This window comes from Mesorhizobium sp. WSM4808 (assembly GCF_055811675.1).
Genome location: NZ_JBVVQX010000003.1, coordinates 275,472 through 294,616, shown reverse-complemented (window position 1 = coordinate 294,616; position 19,145 = coordinate 275,472). Strand labels below are relative to the sequence as shown.

Here is a 19,145-nt window from a genome sequence, read left to right as displayed (position 1 = left end):
CCTGGCTCCTCCCAGGCTCACGCTAGGCCGAAACGGTAGCGCTACCAAACCGGGCTGTAAAGCGTTTACGGGAAAGCCGAACCTTGGAGGGTCCGCTTCGCGCACACAATACCCGCAGCTACTCCTCGCCCTGCTTCTGCGTGATCAGGTCCAGCCGCTCGCGGTCGGAGCGTTCGCGTTCGTCGCGGTTGCGTACGTCCTTGTAGGCGCGCTCGACCATGTTGGTGCGGGCGGTCGCCGCGGCGATGAGGCTGGCTTCCTGCCTGGCGCTCGCCAGGTTCGCTTCCTGGCGCACCACCGCCTGGGCAATGCGGCGATGGTAGAGATCGGGAAACAGGGCGGAGAGCGAATCGGCCTGGTCGAAATGGCCGACCAGTTCCCTCGCTTCGGTTTCGGCGGCACTGGCCGCCGCAAGGAAGGTGGCGTGGCGGGTTTCGTGCAGCGCCTTCAGCTGTTCCTGAACCTTGACCAGCTTCTTGAGGCGGTCCTTGCGCGTGCTCATTTCTATCTCGCCAATGTCAGATCGACGAAGCCGTCGACGAACAGCGACAGCATGGTGCCGACGGCGAAATAGAAGATGATCATGCCGCCGGCGATGATGAAGGGCTGGGAGATGAAATAGATCGGGATCTGCGGCGTCAGCTTGTTGACGAAGCCGATCGTCAGATTGACGAGAATAGCATAGGCGACGAACGGGCTGCCGAGGCGGATGACCAGGAAGAAGGTGTCCGACACCGTGTCGGTGACATCGACGAGGGCTGCCTGCGGGTTGAAGAAGATGTTGACCGGCGCGACCGTGTAGGAGGAAACCAGCGCGCGTATTATCTCGTGGTCGAAATCGAAGACGAACAGCATCAACAGCGCCGAGAACGAGATGATTGCGGCAAGGGCTGCCTGGGGTTCGGGCTCCTCGATCGCCGGTCCGCCGGTGCCGCCATAACCGACCAGCATGGCGATGGCCGAGCCCATGAAGCGCAGGGCTTCCATGTAGAGCCTGGTCATGGCGCCGATCAGGCCGCCGACCAGAAGTTCCGAGATGATCATCGGCACCAGGATCTGCGGGCGCGGGTCGACGAAAGGAAAGATCTTGTCCCACAGAAAGGCGAGCAGGCCGCCGGTGGCGGCGACCGCCACGAACAACCTGACCTGGACCGGGACGCGGGCGCTGGAGAGGCCCGGCATCAGCATGAAACAGGCGCCGATGCGGCAGAAGGCGAGGAACGCCGCGATGACGACGCCTTGCGACAGCACGCTCACGATATGGTTCCGAGCACCTTGATCTCGACGCCCTTGGCGATTTCGACATGGCTGAGCACCGGCAGCGTGGTGAACAGGCGCTCGACGATCATGCGCACATAGGGGCGGGCGTCGGGCGCGGTGACGAGGACGAAACGCTCGCCGGCTTCCAGATATTTCTTGATCGCCTTGGTGGCGTCCTGGCCGAACTCCTCGAGCTGACGCGGGTCGATGTCGAATTCGCGCACCTCGCCCTTGGCGTCGCGCTTGAGGCTCTGGTGGAAGGCGAGGTCCCAGCGGTTGCCGAGGCGAAGCACTTTCAGCACGCCACCCTCGGACAGGTCGCCGCAGATCTGCTGGGCCATGCGGATGCGGACATGCTCGACGATCTGCTCGGTGCGGCGCACATGCGGCGCGATCTCGGCGATCGCCTCGATGATCAGGTGCAGATTGCGGATCGAGACGCGCTCGGCCAGCAGCAGCTTCAACACCGCCTGCAGGCCGGGATAGGAGATGTGCGTGGTGCAGATCTCGTCGGCGAGCTTGCGGTATTCCTGGTCCTGGCGTTCGAGCAGCGCCTTCATGTCCTTGTAGGATAGAAGCTGCGGCAGGTTGTTGCGGATGACCTCGGAGAGGTGGGTGAGCAGCACCGACATGTTGTCGGCGAAGGTGTAGTTCTCGCGCTTCAAATCCTCGGCGAAGGCTTCGACGACGGAATAGGCGCGCATGCCGAAGGCCGGCTCGCGGATTTCCTCGCCTGGTATCTCGGGTATGTCGCGGTTGCCGAGCAGCACCATGATCTCGCCGACGCGCATCTGGTACTCGGCCACCACGGTGCCGTGCACCTTGATCTGGTAGCTCTTCGGCGGGATGGCGAAATCGTCGGCGACGCGCACTTCCGGCACGACGAAGCCGTACTGGGTGGCGAATTTCTTGCGCATCTTGCCCATGCGGAAAACCAGTTCCTGATGCGACGTCAGCAGCCTTGTCGACAGCTGCTTGCCGATCAAAAGCTCGATCTCGGCGGTGGCGAGCGAAGCCTTGACCGAGTTCTTCTCCTCTTCGACCTTGGTCGCCTTTTCCTGATCCTTGATCGCCTCGGCTTCGGCGACGGCGCGGTTGGCGCGCATCGGGATGACGTAGCCGAGACCGGCCATGCCGGCGGCCAGCGCAAAGAACGGGAACAGCGGCAGGCCGGGCATCAGGCCGAGCAGGACCAGCAGCGATGCCGCGACATAGAGGGCGCGCGGGTGGGCACCGAGCTGGCCGAACACCGCCTGGTTGGTCGAGCCGCGGGTGCCGCCCTTGGAGACGAGCAGGCCGGCGGCGAGCGACACGATCAGTGCCGGGATCTGGGTGACGAGGCCGTCGCCGACCGACAGCTTGATGAACACGTCGGCGGCTTCGCCCATGCCCATACCGTGCCTGATGTAGCCGATGGCAATGCCGCCGACGATGTTGATGGCGGTGATGATGAGGCCGGCGATGGCGTCGCCGCGCACGAACTTCGAGGCGCCGTCCATCGAGCCGAAGAAAGAAGATTCTTCTTCCAGTTCGCGGCGGCGCAGCTGCGCGGTCTTGTCGTCGATCATGCCGGCCGACAGGTCGGCGTCGATCGACATCTGCTTGCCGGGGATGGCGTCGAGGGTGAAGCGCGCGCCGACTTCGGCGATACGCGTGGCGCCCTTGGTGATGACGATGAAGTTCACCACGATCAGGATCATGAAGACGATCAGGCCGATGACGAAGTCGCTGGCCATCACCAACTTGGAGAAGCCGGCGATGACATAGCCGGCGGCATGCGTGCCCTCATTGCCGTGCGACAGGATCATGCGCGTGGTGGCGATGTTGAGCGACAGCCTGAGCATGGTGGCGATGAGCAGCACGGTCGGGAAGGACGAGAAATCGAGCGGGCGCTGGATCCACAGCGCCACCATCAGGATCAGCACCGAAAGCGCGATCGAGAAGGCGAGGCCGACGTCGATGAGAAAGGCCGGAATCGGCAGAAACAGCACGGCCAGGATGATGACGATGCCGATGGCGAAGAAGACGTCGCGGCCGTTCTTGGCCACCGCGCCGGGCTGAATGCTTTCGCTGATCGCCATACCGTCCTCAAACCCCATAGACTGCCGAGCGCGCGACAGCCCTGTGAGGGTAGCCCGCCAAGCTTGCGCGAGGGTGGGAGACTGGCTAGTTCCAACGATCATGCGCAGGTCGCCGTGTCGGCCGGCCTCCTGAAGAAGGCAAACCCCATGCTTCTGATCATCGGCACCATCCGCTTGCCGCCAAACAAATTTGAGGAAGCTAAGCCCGCTATGGAACGCATGGTTTCCGGCAGCCGCGCCGAGCCCGGCTGTCTCGAATATTCCTATGCGCAGGATGTTTTCGATGCCGGGCTCATCCGGGTCATGGAAGTCTGGAGCGACAGGACGGCGCTCGAGGCGCATTTCCGCTCGCCGCACATTGCGGACTGACGTGCGAGCTGGCCGGCGCTAGGCATAGGCGAGCGCAACCTCGTGCTCTATGAAGCCGGCGAGCCCATGCCGACCTGAACGGTCCGTCAGCCGATCGATATCGCGCCCGCTGTCGCCAATGTGGTGTCTGTCGGCATTGTGGTTGCCATGCCGTGCCGCCGGGCGTATCAGGCTGGCTTTCCACTGCCTTTTGATATCGGCGAGCCGCCCCGGTGCTTTCCAGAAACCACAGCGAAGTCTACGCCCGCCGGCTGCGCGCGGTGCTGATCAGGTCGTTGCCTCTGCTCGAGGCACGCGGCATCGTGGTGGTCATCCTCGCAAGTGACGTAGGCGTGATGGCGGGCATATTGGTCACGGCGATGAGCCAGATCGTGCAGGACCTGCACGGGCTGCTGTTCGGCGTTCAGCCAGGCGGCCGGCTTTCCGGCATGTTCTCGCTCGCCAATCCGATGCAGGCGCTGATACCGGCGATCGGCGGTATGCTGCTGGGGCTGACGGTGGTCTGGCTCAGGATACGGAAATTCCGCACGCCGATCGACCCGATCGAAGCCAATGCGCTCTATGGCGGGCGCATGTCGCTGACCGACACCTTCATCATCGCCGGCCAGACGATGATCTCCAGCGGTTTTGGCGCCTCGGTCGGGCTGGAAGCCGGCTATACGCAGGTTGGCTCCGGGCTGGCATCGCGGCTGGCGGGCATCTTCAGGCTGCGCCGCAACGATGTCCGCATCCTGGTCGGCTGTGGTGCGGCCGGCGCCATCGCCGCCGCCTTCGATGCACCGCTGACCGGCGCCTTCTACGGCTTCGAACTGGTCATCGGCATCTACTCGGTTGCCAATGTCGCGCCAGTCTTGACAGCCGCGATCTGCGCCTCGCTGACGGCCGAGATGTTCGGCGGCGTGCCGTTTCCGCTCGAGCTTTCGGGTCTGCCGGCGCTCACCGCCAGCCAGTATGTGCCGTTCCTGCTGCTCGGCCTGCTCGGCGGTGCCGCCTCGATCGCCATCATGCATCTGGTGACGCTGATCGAGCGCGGTTTCGCCAGGCTGTCGATCGATGCGGCGCTGCGCCCCGTCATCGGCGGCGTCATCGTTGGCTTGTTGGGGCTGATCACGCCGCAGGTCCTGTCCAGCGGCCATGGCGCGCTGCATCGCGAATTCTCGATGAATTACGGGCTGGCCGTGGTGGCCAGCGTCTTCGTGCTCAAGCTGGCGGCGTCGGCGGTCTCGCTGGGGTCGGGTTTTCGCGGCGGATTGTTCTTCGCCTCGCTGTTCCTCGGCGCGCTGCTCGGCAAGGCGTTCGCGGATGTGATGATTGTCGTCTCGCCGGCAACCGGCATCGACCCTGCCGTCGCCGCCGTCGTCGGCATGACGTCGCTCGCAGTCGGTGTCGTCGGCGGTCCGCTGACGATGACCTTCCTGGCGCTGGAATCGACCCGCGACCTGACGCTGACCGGCGTTGTGCTGGCCGCCTCGATCATGTCGGCGATCCTGGTGCGCGAGACCTTCGGCTACTCGTTCTCGACATGGCGCTTCCATCTGCGCGGCGAGACCATCCGCAGCGCCCACGATGTTGGCTGGATGCGCAGCCTCACAGTCGGCTCGATGATGCGCAAGGACATCAAGACCATCTATGCCTCGACGACGCTGGCAGCCTTCCGCAAGCAAGTGCCGCTCGGCTCTGCCCAGCGGGTCATCGCCGTCGACGCGGGCGACCACTATGTCGGCGTGCTGATCGTGGCCGAACTGCACAGCGATCCTTCCGATGGCGAGGTGCCGGTGCGCGATCTTGCCAAATACAAGGACGCGGTGCTGGTGCCGAGCATGAACGTGCAGGCCGCCGCGGAAACATTCCAGCGGGCGGGCGCCGAAGAACTCGCTGTCGTCGAGGATTTCACCGACCACATCGTCTTGGGGCTTTTGACCGAAGGCCATCTGATGCGGCGCTATGCCGAGGAACTCGACAAGGCGCGCCGGGACCTGTCGGGCGAGGGGTGACGGGAGGGCCAAGCGGGGTGCCTGCGGCAGGGGCGCGATTGCGGAGCCCTAATGCTCGATAGGTCCCTTGGCCATCACAAGCGCCGTGCCGGCGGTGGTCGGGCGTTCGATCATGCGCCGCACGCGTGGCGGTTCGTCGCCGCTGTGCAGCGCCCGCACGCGTTCGCCGATGACGGCGTCGGCATGGGTTATGCGTCCATTGTGCCTGATATATTCGATCCAGGTCGGCGTGTGATAATGCTCGATCCATACGGTGGGATTCTCGAGATCGCGCGCCAGCGTCCAGTTGCGGGCGCCGTCACGACGGCGGATGCGGCCGCGTTCGGCCATGATGGCGAGGAACTCCGGTTCATCCTCGTGCCGGATCACATACTCGATCATGATGGCGATGGGACCACTGCGCGGCTTCAGGTCAAGCGCCAAATGCGGTTCCTTGAAGCGATTGAGCGGATCGAGGTTGAGCAGCTGCTGTTGCGGCAGCGGGAGCAAAAGACCGATGGCGCCGCCGGCCAGCATGGCGACGCTGGCTGCGATCAGCGCGGCTTCGGCGCCGTGCGCATCGGCGACGACACCCCAGATCCAGCTGCCGAGCGCGATGCCGCCGAAGGTCGCGGTCTGGTAGACCGACAGCACCCGGCCGACCACCCAGCGCGGCGTCGCCATCTGCACCGTGACGTTGAAATGCGAAAGCGCGATCACCCAGCAGGCGCCGCCGACAAGCAGGCCGAGCGACGTCTGCCAGGCATGCTGGCTGACGGCGGCATTGAATGCGCAGACAGCGAAGCCGGCAAAAGCACAGCGCACCATCGTCTCGCTGGACAGCAACTGCCGCAGCCTGACGCTGATCAAGGCGCCGCCGACCGCGCCGATGCCGAAGGCGCCGAGCATGATGCCATAGGTCAGCGCATCGCCCTTGACGACATCGCGCGCCACCAGAGGCAGCAACGCAAGCACAGCGCCTGCACTGAAGCCGAACGCAGCCCCCCTGACCAGCACCTTGCCGATGTTGGGCGACATGGCGACATAGCGCAGGCCGGCGCCCATGGCGGCCCCCAGCGACTCGCGCGGCAAGGTCGATACCGGCACGTCCGGCTTCCAGCGCGCCAGCACGACGATCAGGCCGATATAGCTCACCGCGTTCGCCGCGAAGGCGGCCGCGGCACCGGCCGCGGCGACGATGATGCCGCCGATCGCCGGACCGACGCTGCGTGTCAGGTTAAAGCCCATCGAATTGAGGGCGACGGCCGCCGGCACCTTGTTGCGGGGGACGATGTCGCCGACGGAGGCTTGCCATGACGGGCTGTTGAGCGCGGTGCCGCTGTCGATCAGGAAGGTGAAGGCGAGCAGCGTCCACGGCGTGATCAGGCCTGAATAGGTGAACAGGGTCAGAAGCACCGACACCACCAGCATGAAGGTCTGGGCGACAAGCATCACCTTGCGCCGGTCGAAACTGTCGGCGATGGCGCCGGCTACGAGTGCAAACAGCATGATCGGCAAGGTGGTCGAAGCCTGGACCAGGGCCACCTGATAGGGCGAGGTGGCGATCGTGGTCATCATCCAGGCGGCGCCGACACCCTGGATCAAGCCACCGAAATTCGAGACGAGGCTTGCGCCCCACACGGCGCGGAAAATGCCATGCCGGAAGGGCGCCAGCGCCGAGACGCTCTCGCTGTCCGGCTTTTCGTCAATCATTTGGGGTTCCTGCCATGTCGTGCCTGCTCGTCAGACAATCCGTTTGCGCAGACCGTTTGCCGAAAGTAGGGCATGGCGCCGCAAAGGGCAAAAAAGCGCATGGTCCAACAATGGGATAGAGGCGGTCCAGGCCTTGTCCGCCGTGGGTCCGGAGGTGCCGCGGGGATCGGCGGCGTCTGTCCTCAGACAATTGCGAACGGCATGCCACGGCACACCATCCTGGAACAGGCTCAGAAGCCGTTCTGGATGCGCTCGAAGATGACGTTGGTGAAGGCCGATATCTGGCTGCCGATGAAGGGGCCGGTCAACGCCACCACCAGCATGATCGCGACGATCTTCGGCACGAAGGTCAAGGTGATCTCCTGTACCTGCGTCAGCGCCTGGATGAGGGCGATGCCGATGCCGACCGCCATGGCGACCAGCACCACCGGAGCGGACGCGACGAGCACCGTCCACACCGCGTACTGGACGATGTCGAGAGCGTCGGCCTCATTCATGGGACTGGCTCTCTGTCGAAAGCGTCAGCTTGCTGCCTTGACCGAGACTCCCGGACCGACGGCGACTTCGGTGCCGTTCTGCAGCACGGCGATGAGACCGTTGCTGGCGAGGCGCACCGAAGCCACGGTGCCCGTGGTCAGGCCGTCGGCGGAGGTGATCGAGCGCCCGATCAGTGCGTCGGCCTGCGACAGCGCCGAGGACTGCATGATCTGATTGAGCTTGGTGTTGGTCTGCACCGACTGCTCGACCTGAGAGAAGGTGGCGAGCTGGGCGACATATTGCGTCGAATCCATCGGCTTGGTCGGATCCTGGTTCTTCATCTCGGCGATCAGAAGCTTCAGGAAGGACTGGTAGTCGACCGCTGTCTTCGAGGTCGAGGCCGTGGCCTGATTGGCGCCGGTCGGAATCGTCGTCGTCATGTCCACGTTCATCAGTATCGTGCTCCCACGGCCAGCGGGCGCTCGGCACCCGAAACATCGTCATTGCCACCCAGCGCGCGGCGTTCGAGCGGATAAAGCGCGCGGATCGCCTTCAGCGCCTCGTAGATATGATCCTCGCCGACCATGCGGTCGATCTGTTTCAGCGCGCTGCAGATCTGGGTGTCCTCGAAGCTTGCCAGAAGCAGCGGCAGCGAACGGCGGAACATGTCGCGCGCGGCGGCGGCGCCGGCCGGGTTCATCAGCATGACCTGCAGGATGAAATAAAGCTGCTTGAGCGGCGTCGAGGCATCGTCGGCCTGGATCACGTGGCTTTCGAGCAGGAACTGGACGTCGTTCATCAATTCGACAGTGACCTTGCGGTCGACCCGGATGACGGCGCCGTTGATGTAGATCTTTTCGTTCGGCTTCAGCGATATCTTCAGCGTGTTGGTCATTGAATGCCGTCCCTGATGATCTGGGACACCTCGATCAACCCTTCGAAATTGTTGGTGCGGCCCTGACGGATGTCCTCCGCCTCGCGCAGCAGCCACAGGCCGATGGAAATGAGGTTGGCGCGCAGTTCCTTGGGCAGGGCGTTGTCGCTGGAGCCAAGATCCTCGACGAAGGCGGTCCAGACGCGGTTGGTGAAGTGAAGCGCCTCGATCGCTTCCATGGAATCGTGGCCGGCCGCTGCTGCCGCCGCCAGCATGTCGATCGAGCGGGTCAGAAGCTCCCGCTCGCGGTCCTTCGCGTCGGCAACGGAGTTGCTCTGGATGTCGGCGTAGGAGAATTGGTACATCGTTGGGGCTCTACCGTTCCGTTAAGCGTTGTCAGGTCAGGTAATTCAACAGGCTGAGCTGCTGCAGGCGTGCGGTCAACGCGAAAGACGTTTCGATGTGCTGTGTCAGGTCCGCGACCCGTGTTGCGGCTGCCGCCGGATCGACGGCTTCCAGATCGAGAATGTGCCGTTCGAAAAGGTCGACCTGCGTTTTCATCCGATCGTTGGCATCGGAAACCCGCTTCTGGACGATGCCGGTCTCGGATTGAAGCTGGCCAATGCCGCTCAGCGCTTCGCCAACCAGTGTGGTGGAGCGGCTGACAACCGTATTCTTCGCCGCCTGGCTGATGTTGCTGGACATCAGGCTGCTGACCATGGCTGCGGCCATGGCGAGTTTCTGAATGCCATCGCTGTTGGCGCTGGTCGAAGTCGGTGTGGTTTCGTTGAGTGCGATGCGGCTGACGATCTGCTGGTCGGTGGCGTTCGACCAGTCGCCCTGCCAACCCGCGCCCGTGAACAGCGGCGCGACATCGTTGGTGATGAAATCGTCCATCTGGGCGGCCGTGATGTTGGCCGCTGCCGGGTCGTCCTGGGTGAAACCGAAATTGGTGAGGAAAGCGGTATCGAATGCAGCCTTGGCGGGAGAGCCGGCAGCCGTGAAATCGTTGATCGGCTTGACGTCGGTGTTGGTGCCGGCAAACAGATATTCACCATTGACGCTGGTGTTGAGGATCGAGGTCAGCTGCTGGATGGTCGCCTTGCCGGAGTCCCGGGTGAGGCTGTTGGACGAGTCGCTTGAGGAAGCGGTGGTCAGGGCGGACAGGAAGGTCTGAGCGGCGCCGGAGAGCTGGCCAAGCGAGGTCTGTGTCGAAGAAAGCCTGGCGCCGACCAGGCCGTTGGAATCGATAATGACGTTGAGCCGGTCGAGATCGCGCGAGAAGGTGACGGACTGGGCGGTGCGCCCTCCGAGAGCCAGCCCGACATCGGCGACCCTGCCGGTCGACGCTTCCTTCGTGGCTTTGACGAGTTCGGCCTGCATGCGCATCTGCTGGGAGCGCATGGCATTGGAGATTGCGGCCGAGGAGACTGAAGTCATGGAATTATCCCACCGCGTTAAGCAAGGCCGTCAGCATGTCGTCGACGGTTTTCATCATCCGGGCCGATGCCTGGTAGGTGTGTTCGAGGTCGAGCAGCAACGACATTTCCTGGTCGACATTGACCCCGGTCGCGTTGGACAGCGCCTCTGCGCTGCGCGATGCCAGTGCTTCCTTGGCATCGGAGGCGGTCGAAGCCTGCTGGCGCACGCCCTCGAACCAGCCGATCGAACTGGCGGCGTAGTCGGATACGCTGGAGGTTGCCGAAACGCCGGCGGCGGGGTCGAAAGTCATCGGCTGGTCGAGCCGGTCGCCATAGGCGACCAGAAGGGTGGAATAGGACGCGCCGCCGCCCGTGTTGGCGACATAGGCCGCACCATTGGCGCCGCCGTCGCGCAGCAGCGTCGGGTTGCCGCCGGTGCTCGGGTCCATCGCTGCATTGACGCTGATGGACGCGGCAAGGCCGGTGACCAGCGTGCCGGCGGCCGGCACGGCCGGCGCTCCCGACCAGGTGAACAGGCCGGCGGCATTGGCCATCGAGGGTGCGGTCTCGGCAAAAGCGGTGATCAGGCCACGCGCGGTCTCGTCGAGCTGGCTCTGCATGGTCGAGGCGACGCCGTCGCGCAATTGCAGCAGGCCGGCAAGCGTGCCGCTGGCGCTGGTGTTGCCGCCGGCTCCCGCCGAGATCGGCACGTTGTCGATGTAAACGGCATTGCCGGCGGCACCCGCGGTATAGCCTGCCGACGCCGCGAAGGTGACCGTGCGCGGTATCGTCTCGAACAAAGTCGTGCCGTCGCCGGTGGTGATGACCATGTCATTGTCGCCTCGTGTGAAGGTCGACACTGGGACATAGTTCGAAATCTTCTTCAAAAGCGCGTCGCGCTGGTCGAGCGCATCGGAAACGTCGGTGCCGGAACGGGTTCCGGACATGACCGCCGTGTTGGCATCCTGGAACTGGCTGAGCAGCGAGTTCAGGTCATCGACGGCGGTGGCGATCTGGCCGTCGGTCTGGGTGCGGAAATCCTGGACTGCCTTGGAGCCCTCGTTGAGCGAGCGCACGACCTGTTTGGCGGCGTCGATGACCGAGGCGCCGAGGTTCTGGTTCGACGGCGAGGTGGCGTAGAGCTGCAGCGCCTGCTGCAGGTTGGCGATCGCGGTCGAGGGCGAGGACGCATTGTCGACGCCATTGACCGCGACGCCCAGCTGATCCATGCCGCTGTAGAGCGCGTTCTGCCCGCTCCAAGCCGATAGCGCGCCGAGATTCTGGCGAAACAAAAGCTCGTTGGCTGCGCGCTGGATATCGACCGAACGCGCGCCCGGCGCCGTGCTGGTGACGACGGCCTGGCGCCGCGAATAGTCCGGGTTGGAGGCGTCGGCGACGTTGCGCGAGACAACGCTTGTCTGTCGCGCGGTGTTCATAAGCGCCGACTGGGCGATACTCAATGCGGTAGACAGTGACATGCGGGTCTTTCGCGGGCGACGCCCGTCTTATCTCTTCAGGTTGACAAGGACGTCCATCAGATCGGAACCGGTCTGGAAGACTTTCGAATTGGCGGTGTAGCTGCGCTGCGCCGCGATCATGTTGGTCAGTTCTTCGGCGATGTCGACGTTGGAATTCTCGAGCGCGCCGGAGATGATGGAGCCGAGTTTGCCTTCATTGGCAAAGCCGACACGAACCGCGCCGGACTCGGTGCCCTGCGAATAGACGTTGCCGGGCAGCGCGGTGAGCTGGTCCGGGCTCTGCACGTCGGCCAGCGGAATCTTGTAGAGCGGCTTGGTCGAACCGTCCTTGTACTGTGCGTAGATGGTGCCGTCCTTGCTGATCTGGACCTTGTCGATGGTGCTCGGCGCGTTGCCGTTGACCTGGGCATCGGAAACCGTGAAGCCGGCGCCAAGCTGGGTCAGCGCAGACAGATCGAGATTGAGGGTGGCGCCGTTCGGCACGGTAAATGAAACGCCGGTGGGCGTGCCGGTGAGCTTGCCGGTGGTGGTGTCGAAGGTCAGGTTGGCCGAGCCCAGCAAGCCGCCAGCGGTGTAGGGGAACGATGTTCCAGCGGTGGCCTTCGACTGATCGAAGACCGCCACCTGCCAGGTGCCGGCGCCGGTGTTGGTGAAATAGACGTCGAGCAGCTTTTTGTTGCCGAGATTGTCGTAGGCGACCATCGAGGATTTCGACGTGTATTGCGCGGTCGCAGCGTTGGCGGCGGGCAGGTTGGCGGTCGCGACCGGTGTCGCGCCGGCCGGCAGGTTGCCGGCATAGCTGCCCTCGGTGCTCGGCGTTGCGGTCATTCCCTGGTCGGAGATGACAACCGGGACCAACCCCTCGAAGCCATTGACCGTCGCTGCCGGTACGCCGTTGTCGTAGCTGTACGCCATCAGCTGGAAGCCGGCCGAGTTGACAAGTCTGCCTTGACCGTCGGGAACGAAAGCGCCGGCCCGGGTCAGGTAGGGGGTGCCGCTCGGATCCTGGACGACAAAGAAGCCATCGCCGCTGACGGCAAGGTCGGAAACCGAGGTCGTGTACTGAAGCACACCCGGATCGCTGACCGCCTGGCGGATCGTCGTGGTGACGCCGCCGGAATTGTAGGCACCGCCGGTCGACGGCATGACCAGCGTCGAGAATTCGGCGGAGGAGCGCTTGTAGCCGGTGGTGTCGGAATTGGCGATGTTGTCGGCGACCGTCGATAGGCGGTTTGCCTGGGCGTTCATGCCGGAAACGCCGGTCCGCATCATTCCGTAGAGGCTCATCGAAACGTCTCCGCTGTGTCCATGCTGCTGGCTACGAGGCTACGCATGTTTTCTTGCGCGAGGCTGGCGCGGCGCTGCATCAGAAGACGAGCCGGTAGCCGAGGAAACGCTTGGAATCGATCGGGTCGGTGCCCAGCTTCTCGCGCAGCTTCTTGCGCAGTTTGCTGATGTGGCTTTCCACCACGTTCTCCTCGACCTCTTCGTCGAAGATGCCGTAGATGGCGTTGAAAACCTGGGTCTTGGTGACACGGCGCCCGCGATTGCTCGCCAGATATTCGAGGATGCGGCGTTCACGGCGCGGCAGGGGGAGGGGCTGACCGTCGATCTCTGGGTCGCGGCCATCCATGAAGATGCGCATGGCGCCGATCTCGGTGTAGGCGACGTCTTCCTGGGCGCGGCGGCGGATGGCGGTGATGCGGGCCAGGATCTCGCGGATATGGACGGGCTTGCGAATGACGTCGTCGACGCCGCTCTCGAACAACCGGAGCGTGTTCTCCAGCGAATGCTGTTCGCTAAGCGCAATCACCGGGGCGCCGGTGCGGTCGCGGATCTGGCGCGGAGAGATGGAACCCTCGCGGCAGTCGCCGATGAGGAAGGCCCTGACCGAGCGCAGATCGGTGTCTGCGGCAGAGTTCACCCACTCACCGAATTCGCCGGACGCAAAGCCTGCACAGGCGATGCCCTCACGATCGAAAAGTGAATTGTATCCCTCTGTTACGAGCTCGCGCTCGTCAACGATCACAATCATCGGCCCCGCCTTCCGAATCAAATCATTTGCCCCGTGAAGAGAGGCGTATCCGCTGGCGGGAATCCTGAACAACCGTCATTTCTTGTAGCTAGTTTCTTGGGAGTCTGGAATCGTTTCGGTTGCATTAGCGGGCGGCCAGATGTGCTTTCGGCGGCAAGTTCTGACCAAGTCAAACCAACAATTCGGGTTGTACGGTTTGTCTATTAGTAACGGGAAATGCGCTTACGGGTTGCAGAAGCCGCGGGCGTTCGCGGTCCATTTTCCAAAGCCGGTGGCGACCATGTTGGCAATGACGCGGCAGACATAGATCTTCTGCGCCGGGTCGTTGTCGGGACCGGCATGATAGCGGGCCACGGCCATGGACCAGGTCTCGTGACGGGCATGAAGGCTGGCCAGGAAGCGCGCCGCATAGTCGACGTTCTGGCGTGGGTCGAGCATGTCCTCGACGCTGCGAAAATGCGATGCGTGGTAGTGGTGATTGATCTGCATGCAGCCCAGATCGATCAGGGTCTTGCCCTCGCGCCGGGCATTGGCGAAGGCGGCAAGGGCCTCGGTCCGGCTCCTCGGAAAGACTGCTTTTCCTTCTATATTCAAGGCATTGGGTTGAAGGCTGCCCTTGTTTCCGGTCTCCGTCAGGCCAACGGCATAGAGGATGCCGGCGGGTACGCCATAACGATCGGCGGCGCGCAGGATTTCCGGCTCGCAGGGGTTGGCCGCGGCTGCGGCGGCGTTTGCTGCGCTAGATAAAGATATCGCCGCCAGCGCGCTCGCGAGCAGGCGAAGTGCCGCGGCCGTAGTCTTGCGCGTCATCGTTGCGTTTCCCTGAGGATTGCTGGCCCGGTTGCTGGCCGCCGGCTCCACCATTGCCGCTGCCCGAATTCCCCGGTTGAAAGGATGCTGGATCGCGGCCTGTCGCCGCCGCCATAGGAGCGGTTGCATCCGTCCGGGTTGTAGCGGGAACTGCTACCGAAGGTTGCAGTATCGTGACCTTGTCAACCTCGAAGCCGAGCCCCCGCAGCGACTTGACGATGGCCTCGCTGTCGGCCGACAGCCGACGATAAGCGTCGTGTGTTTCAGGCTTCAGCTCAATCGAAAGTTGTTCCCCGGAGAGGCGAAGATTGGCCGTCACCATGCCGAGTTCGGCGGGGTGGAGTTCGATCTTCAACACATGTGTCGGAACGGCAACAGAGCTGGGCAGATGGGTGGATGTGGGTGAGGCTGAAAGCGCCTTTTGCGGCCCGGCGTCGGCGGCTATGGCGTTGATCACATTGAGGGCTGCCTGGCTGATGGGACTCTGCGGCGGTGCGGGGAAGCTCCGTTCCGACACCACGTCGATGCGCGCAGTGGGCAGGGACTGTTTTCCCGCTTCTGGACGCATCGAGGACTGGACATCCTCGATGCTCTTCATCGCATTCGCGGTGTGCTTCGACCGCACGCCGGGCACATCGGCAGCCGGCGCGTCCGGCAGCTTCTGGGCCGCCGCCGCGGCGTCACGTTTTGGCGCGCTGGAGGCAGCGCTCAGTGACTGACCGTCAAGCGCCGTCAAAGGTCCGTCGACGATCGACGCCTGCTCCGGCTTCGACATGGTTTCGAGTGCTTCGCGTCCGCCCGCGGATTTTGGCCGGTAGGTCTTTGGCAGTGAAGCCTGCCCGTCGAGCGCCGGGTCCGACGGATTCTCGCCGGTGGTCGTATTGCCTCCGGCTGCCTTGGCCGTTGTCGAGAAATGCCGCAGGTCATGAAACGCGATCAGCAGCGGCAGGTCGTGCTGAAGCGGCTCGGCGTCCGGCGCCGTCTCTTCAGCGTCGGCCTTCGCGTTTGCTTCCAAATCGTCCTTGCCGGTTTTCACGTTTGCCACTTTGGCCGAGATGGTCCTTGCGGGCTCGGCCGATGCTGGTTCGGCCTTGGCGTCATGCCCGGCAAGGCCGGCCGCGAGCTTGCTCCAGCGCTGGTCGCGCGATCCCGCCTCTGTCGACGGCTGCCGTTCCGGGCGGGCAGCACCGGCATCGTCGCGCAGCATCTTGCCGAAGCCGGCGTCATCGTTCCTGCCGTTCGCGGCCGGCTGCTCCGACGTCGCGCGCGTGGAGGCAAATCCTGGCAAGGCCGAGCCGAGGCTGGTGGTCATTTGGGGGCGGCTCCAAGCATCTGGTCGATCAGGTCGAGCTGTCGACGTGTTCTGGTCATGGCGGCGTCGGTCGGATCGGCGGGCTCTGGACCGGCTGCGGGTGACGGTGCCGACGCCGGCATGACAGTCGCAGGGTCGGGGGATGCCGCTGCTGCCGTGTCCGGCGCATTGGCGGCTGGTCCGCCGGAGGCCGCGGTGACGGCGGGTTGCTCCGAGATGGCGCCTTCGACCGGTGGCAGGCCACTGTCATCGGCGCCTTGCGCCGTGGCGATCTCGGGCACCGGCTGCGCGGCGGCGGCAGGAACTGGGGCAGGCTTTTCCGCCGGAAGGGCGGTGGGCGGCGCGACGACCTCGCCGGCAATGGCCTGCGCGGCGTCGAGCAAAGCGCGGTCGCCCTCCGACAGCCGGCTGCGGTCGATCTTGCCGAGCTTGGCACGAACGTCCTCGATTGTCCCCGAGGTGACGGTGGAAAGGCTGGCATAGAGCAGGGCGCGTGGATCGTCCTGATTGGTGTTGCCGTCGCGGCCCTGTTCCGCCCGCGCCGAAGCGAAGGCCGACAAGTCGTTCAGGCCGTCTATCGCGGCCCGGCGGGCGATGCGCAGATAGATCACCTTCTCGCGCTCGGGATCCATCATCGAGGTGATGTCGCCCAGCTTGTCCTGGCTGATCGACATGTGCAGCGCGATGACGCCGGAGACGAAGGAGTCGGCGAACTGGCTGGCATAGGGCGAATAGAGGTAGCGCTCGACATATTGGGTGGAAGCAAGGGCGAAGCGTGCCGCGTCGCCTTGCGCGACTGCAAGGCCGACCGAACGGCGAAGTGCCGCTTCCTCGACCAGCGTGCCGGGGCTGAGCAATCTTGCCTCGTCGAGCAGACGGAGTGCGGTCGCCGGCTGATCACCGGCAAGCAGTGAGCCTTTGACCAAAGCGAGGAAGGCGCCGAGATCCGGAGGCAGCGCCATGGGATCGATCGGCCTCAAGGCTTCGATAGCCTCGCCGGGCCGGCCGTTGAGGTAATCAATCACGCCTTTGGCGATGGCAAGGCTTTGCGGATCCGTCGTAGCGCGCGACGTGGCCGCTTCGACGGTCACCGGGTTGCCGCCGCTCATGCCGTAGACAAGCAGGGCTCGAAAGTTCTTGGGATCCTTGTAGTCCTCGGCATTCGCCGCCCGCAGGCGCGCATCCGCCATCTCCAGCAGCTTGGCTTGCATCGGCAAGGCGGCATGATCGCCGGCGGCTATGCGGTCCTGGATGAGTTGCAGCGAGCGCACCAGCTGATACGGCTGCAGCGCGTCCTGGGCGAAACCGGCCGACGGGTGTCCGCCGGCCAGCAGCAACAAACCAATCAACCGGCGGGTGACGGCCGCTCGCTTCATCCGCCGGTCGCCATCAGGATCTCGATGCGACGGTTCGCGGCCGCCAATGGATCGGCTGCTACCTTCGGCTGGCGGTCGGCGAAGCCGGCGACCTCGGTGATGCGGCGTTCGTCGACGCCGCCGCGCACGAGCATGTAGTAGGCGGAATGCGCGCGCGCCGTCGACAGCCGCCAATTGTCGTAGCTGTCGCCGCGGAACGGCCGGGCATCGGTGTGGCCGTTGATGCTGATGGTGCCCTTCTGGCTGTTGATGATGCGGCCGATCTTCTCCATCGCCAGCACCAGTTCGCGTCTCGGCAATGCCGAGCCGACCTCGAACATGCCGAAGTCGAGCTGATCGGTGATCGAGATGACGATCCCCTTGTCGGTGGCTTCGACCGAGACGCCGTCGTGCAGCTTGTCGCCGGGCTTGAAGGCATCGGCCAGCTGCCGCTTGACGTCGGCAGCTGCCTTGACGGCAGCCGCGGTTGGCGCCTTCTCGCCGATGTCGGGCTTGGCGGCCTTTTGCGCCTCAGGCTCTGCCTTGGCTGCGTCGGCGACCGTGGTGCCGTCCGGTTTGGTCTCGCCGGCCATTGCCGTGGCAGGGTTCGCGGCCTGCTTGCCGGTCGCGTCCTTGGCCAGCGGCTCAAGCGGTGCGGCCGCGACAGGCGGCACGGCTTTGACTTTGAGCACTTTCGTTTCGGCGGTCTTGTCGCCGGGCTTGGCCGGATCGCCCTCGATCTTCGTGCGCTCGGCGCTGGCTTCGGCGCCGGGCGCCGCTACCTGCTGCGACCAGAAATCCGGCTCGAAGGGATCGCGGTAGGAGGCGCCACCGGAGGCGCCGGTAGCCGGGCCGGCAGCCTGCACGCCGCCGTCGCCTTTCTGGCTGACATTCTGCATGACGCCGGTATCCGCGGCGATTTCCGAAAGCACCGCGTAGGGGTCGGCGAAGAGATGGTCGTCGGAGCGTTCCGCCTGCTGCGGCTCCTGCTTGTCCTGCTTGCGGTCCGACGCGCCCGCGCCGGCATTGCCGTTCTGTCCGGCTTTGCTGGTCGCCTCTTGCGGATCGTCTGCCGTCAGCCCCATGGCGCGCGGTCCGTCGCCGAGATCCTCCAGGCCCTTGCGGCTCGAATTGCGGTCGACCAGCTTGACCGGGTTGAAGTAGCTGGCGACGGCTGCCTTGGTCTGCTCGTTGGCGGCGTTGATCAGCCACATGACCAGGAAGAAGCACATCATGGCCGTCATGAAGTCGGCGAAGGCGATCTTCCAGACGCCGCCATGGTGGGCCTCGTCATGGTCGTCATGGCTGCGCCGCACGATGATGATCTCGTGGCGGCCGTGGTCGGCGTCTGCGACGCTCATGCCAGGACCTCCGAGAGGACCGTCGACCATTCGGCCATGCGCGTCTCGAACACCGCCTCGTCGATGGCGACGGTCAGGTCGAAGCCTGGCGCCTCGACAAAATCGAGATTGGCGGCGCGGGGTCCGAGCGACGCCTTCAGTGTTTCGAACATCGAGAGCGGGCCGCGCACGACGATGCGCACCGCTTCGGCATCGCCGACCGCTTCGCGGATGGCGCCGGCCAATGCCTCGATCGAACGTTTCTGCAGATCGTCGCTGACGATGCCGCCGATGATGCGGGCGACCGTGGCGGCGACAAGTCCGGTGACGCGCGCCTCCATGGCATCGATGCGCAACGAGACCGCCTTGCCGACATCGTCGCCGAGGCTTTCGAGAAATATCCTTGCTTCCTCGGCATTGGCCTGGCGTTCGGCTTCGAGCGCGGCGTCATGCGCAGCCGACAGGCGGACCTCCAGCGCTGCCTCCGCCTGGGCAACCGCCTCGGCGATCAGCGTGCCGATATCGGCCTGCGGCGCCGGCGTCTCGGGCTTGTGTTCGGGATCGATTGCTGCCCGGGACTGGCCGGCACGTTGCGCGCGCGTCCCGAAATCAGGCAAAAGGTCGAAGAGGGCTACGGAAGGCATGGT

General features: G+C 64.5%; 18 protein-coding genes and 1 pseudogene. 2 read left to right on the top strand and 17 right to left on the bottom strand.

The features are described 5' to 3' along the window. Positions 1–118: 118 nt before the first annotated feature. The 3 genes from AC0L2U_RS06705 to flhA are packed head-to-tail and all read right to left on the bottom strand — an operon-like array spanning position 119 to position 3,341. Positions 119–502: a hypothetical protein gene (locus tag AC0L2U_RS06705; RefSeq protein ID WP_473601608.1), complete on the bottom strand. Its 384-nt coding sequence runs from the start codon at positions 500–502 to the stop codon at positions 119–121. A gap of 2 nt (positions 503–504) precedes the next feature. Further along, entirely contained in the window at positions 505–1,257 is a 753-nt protein-coding gene (fliR, locus tag AC0L2U_RS06700; protein ID WP_013529768.1) for a flagellar biosynthetic protein FliR, read from the bottom strand. Then, positions 1,254–3,341: a flagellar biosynthesis protein FlhA gene (flhA, locus tag AC0L2U_RS06695; RefSeq protein WP_473601607.1), complete on the bottom strand. Its 2,088-nt coding sequence runs from the start codon at positions 3,339–3,341 to the stop codon at positions 1,254–1,256. The genes fliR and flhA overlap by 4 nt, the downstream gene beginning before the upstream one ends. Positions 3,342–3,488: 147 nt before the next feature. Between flhA and AC0L2U_RS06690 the strand changes: the two are divergent. Both AC0L2U_RS06690 and AC0L2U_RS06685 read left to right on the top strand, forming a co-directional pair. Then, positions 3,489–3,788, top strand: a pseudogene (locus tag AC0L2U_RS06690) (putative quinol monooxygenase). Positions 3,789–3,922: 134 nt separating this feature from the next. Further along, on the top strand, positions 3,923–5,704 hold the full coding sequence (locus AC0L2U_RS06685; protein ID WP_473601606.1) for a chloride channel protein: 1,782 nt from the start codon (positions 3,923–3,925) through the stop codon (positions 5,702–5,704). A gap of 48 nt (positions 5,705–5,752) precedes the next feature. Here AC0L2U_RS06685 and AC0L2U_RS06680 read toward each other — a convergent pair whose 3' ends face one another. The 14 genes from AC0L2U_RS06680 to AC0L2U_RS06615 all read right to left on the bottom strand — a co-directional run bounded on the left by AC0L2U_RS06680 (position 5,753) and on the right by AC0L2U_RS06615 (position 19,142). Then, on the bottom strand, positions 5,753–7,396 hold the full coding sequence (locus tag AC0L2U_RS06680; RefSeq protein ID WP_473601605.1) for an MFS transporter: 1,644 nt from the start codon (positions 7,394–7,396) through the stop codon (positions 5,753–5,755). 230 nt (positions 7,397–7,626) lie between these two features. Then, entirely contained in the window at positions 7,627–7,893 is a 267-nt protein-coding gene (gene fliQ, locus AC0L2U_RS06675) for a flagellar biosynthesis protein FliQ (protein ID WP_023810020.1), read from the bottom strand. A gap of 24 nt (positions 7,894–7,917) precedes the next feature. Further along, the gene (gene flgD, locus AC0L2U_RS06670; protein WP_013529774.1) at positions 7,918–8,325 is read right to left on the bottom strand and encodes a flagellar hook assembly protein FlgD; all 408 of its coding nucleotides are present in this window, start codon (positions 8,323–8,325) and stop codon (positions 7,918–7,920) included. After that, on the bottom strand, positions 8,325–8,768 hold the full coding sequence (gene flbT, locus AC0L2U_RS06665; RefSeq protein ID WP_023810019.1) for a flagellar biosynthesis repressor FlbT: 444 nt from the start codon (positions 8,766–8,768) through the stop codon (positions 8,325–8,327). Before flbT ends, flgD begins: the two co-directional genes overlap by 1 nt. After that, positions 8,765–9,112 carry a flagellar biosynthesis regulator FlaF gene (gene flaF, locus AC0L2U_RS06660; protein WP_023810018.1) on the bottom strand — a complete coding sequence of 116 codons (348 nt, stop codon included), beginning with the start codon at positions 9,110–9,112 and terminating at the stop codon, positions 8,765–8,767. Before flaF ends, flbT begins: the two co-directional genes overlap by 4 nt. Positions 9,113–9,143: 31 nt before the next feature. Further along, a complete protein-coding gene (locus AC0L2U_RS06655; protein ID WP_127269451.1) occupies positions 9,144–10,187 on the bottom strand; it encodes a flagellar hook-associated family protein in 1,044 nt (347 codons plus the stop codon). 4 nt (positions 10,188–10,191) lie between these two features. Further along, a complete protein-coding gene (gene flgK, locus AC0L2U_RS06650; RefSeq protein WP_127271695.1) occupies positions 10,192–11,646 on the bottom strand; it encodes a flagellar hook-associated protein FlgK in 1,455 nt (484 codons plus the stop codon). Between the two features lie 27 nt (positions 11,647–11,673). Continuing rightward, positions 11,674–12,933, bottom strand: coding sequence for a flagellar hook protein FlgE (locus tag AC0L2U_RS06645; RefSeq protein WP_127322241.1), 1,260 nt, complete (start codon positions 12,931–12,933; stop codon positions 11,674–11,676). Positions 12,934–13,012: 79 nt separating this feature from the next. Continuing rightward, entirely contained in the window at positions 13,013–13,681 is a 669-nt protein-coding gene (locus AC0L2U_RS06640; RefSeq protein ID WP_013529780.1) for a response regulator transcription factor, read from the bottom strand. A 222-nt stretch (positions 13,682–13,903) separates the two neighbouring features. Beyond that, positions 13,904–14,491 (bottom strand): transglycosylase SLT domain-containing protein, encoded by a 588-nt coding sequence (locus AC0L2U_RS06635; RefSeq protein ID WP_292682085.1) that lies wholly within the window; start codon positions 14,489–14,491, stop codon positions 13,904–13,906. After that, a complete protein-coding gene (fliK, locus tag AC0L2U_RS06630) occupies positions 14,421–15,803 on the bottom strand; it encodes a flagellar hook-length control protein FliK (protein WP_473601604.1) in 1,383 nt (460 codons plus the stop codon). The genes AC0L2U_RS06635 and fliK overlap by 71 nt, the downstream gene beginning before the upstream one ends. Further along, positions 15,800–17,179, bottom strand: coding sequence for a chemotaxis protein MotC (locus AC0L2U_RS06625; protein WP_473601603.1), 1,380 nt, complete (start codon positions 17,177–17,179; stop codon positions 15,800–15,802). Before AC0L2U_RS06625 ends, fliK begins: the two co-directional genes overlap by 4 nt. Next, the gene (locus AC0L2U_RS06620; RefSeq protein ID WP_473601602.1) at positions 17,176–18,519 is read right to left on the bottom strand and encodes a MotB family protein; all 1,344 of its coding nucleotides are present in this window, start codon (positions 18,517–18,519) and stop codon (positions 17,176–17,178) included. Before AC0L2U_RS06620 ends, AC0L2U_RS06625 begins: the two co-directional genes overlap by 4 nt. Then, on the bottom strand, positions 18,516–19,142 hold the full coding sequence (locus AC0L2U_RS06615) for a hypothetical protein (RefSeq protein ID WP_127270048.1): 627 nt from the start codon (positions 19,140–19,142) through the stop codon (positions 18,516–18,518). Before AC0L2U_RS06615 ends, AC0L2U_RS06620 begins: the two co-directional genes overlap by 4 nt. Positions 19,143–19,145 lie beyond the last annotated feature (3 nt).

Bases quoted from the DNA above. Each gene is read 5' to 3' on its own strand.
- AC0L2U_RS06705 (WP_473601608.1), bottom strand. From the start codon at position 502: ATGAGCACGCGCAAGGACCGCCTCAAGAAGCTGGTCAAGGTTCAGGAA.
- flhA (WP_473601607.1), bottom strand. From the start codon at position 3,341: ATGGCGATCAGCGAAAGCATTCAGCCCGGCGCGGTGGCCAAGAACGGC.
- AC0L2U_RS06680 (WP_473601605.1), bottom strand. From the start codon at position 7,396: ATGATTGACGAAAAGCCGGACAGCGAGAGCGTCTCGGCGCTGGCGCCC.
- fliQ (WP_023810020.1), bottom strand. From the start codon at position 7,893: ATGAATGAGGCCGACGCTCTCGACATCGTCCAGTACGCGGTGTGGACG.
- flgD (WP_013529774.1), bottom strand. From the start codon at position 8,325: ATGAACGTGGACATGACGACGACGATTCCGACCGGCGCCAATCAGGCC.
- flbT (WP_023810019.1), bottom strand. From the start codon at position 8,768: ATGACCAACACGCTGAAGATATCGCTGAAGCCGAACGAAAAGATCTAC.
- flaF (WP_023810018.1), bottom strand. From the start codon at position 9,112: ATGTACCAATTCTCCTACGCCGACATCCAGAGCAACTCCGTTGCCGAC.
- AC0L2U_RS06655 (WP_127269451.1), bottom strand. From the start codon at position 10,187: ATGACTTCAGTCTCCTCGGCCGCAATCTCCAATGCCATGCGCTCCCAG.
- flgK (WP_127271695.1), bottom strand. From the start codon at position 11,646: ATGTCACTGTCTACCGCATTGAGTATCGCCCAGTCGGCGCTTATGAAC.
- AC0L2U_RS06645 (WP_127322241.1), bottom strand. From the start codon at position 12,933: ATGAGCCTCTACGGAATGATGCGGACCGGCGTTTCCGGCATGAACGCC.
- AC0L2U_RS06640 (WP_013529780.1), bottom strand. From the start codon at position 13,681: ATGATTGTGATCGTTGACGAGCGCGAGCTCGTAACAGAGGGATACAAT.
- AC0L2U_RS06635 (WP_292682085.1), bottom strand. From the start codon at position 14,491: ATGACGCGCAAGACTACGGCCGCGGCACTTCGCCTGCTCGCGAGCGCG.
- fliK (WP_473601604.1), bottom strand. From the start codon at position 15,803: ATGACCACCAGCCTCGGCTCGGCCTTGCCAGGATTTGCCTCCACGCGC.
- AC0L2U_RS06625 (WP_473601603.1), bottom strand. From the start codon at position 17,179: ATGAAGCGAGCGGCCGTCACCCGCCGGTTGATTGGTTTGTTGCTGCTG.
- AC0L2U_RS06620 (WP_473601602.1), bottom strand. From the start codon at position 18,519: ATGAGCGTCGCAGACGCCGACCACGGCCGCCACGAGATCATCATCGTG.
- AC0L2U_RS06615 (WP_127270048.1), bottom strand. From the start codon at position 19,142: ATGCCTTCCGTAGCCCTCTTCGACCTTTTGCCTGATTTCGGGACGCGC.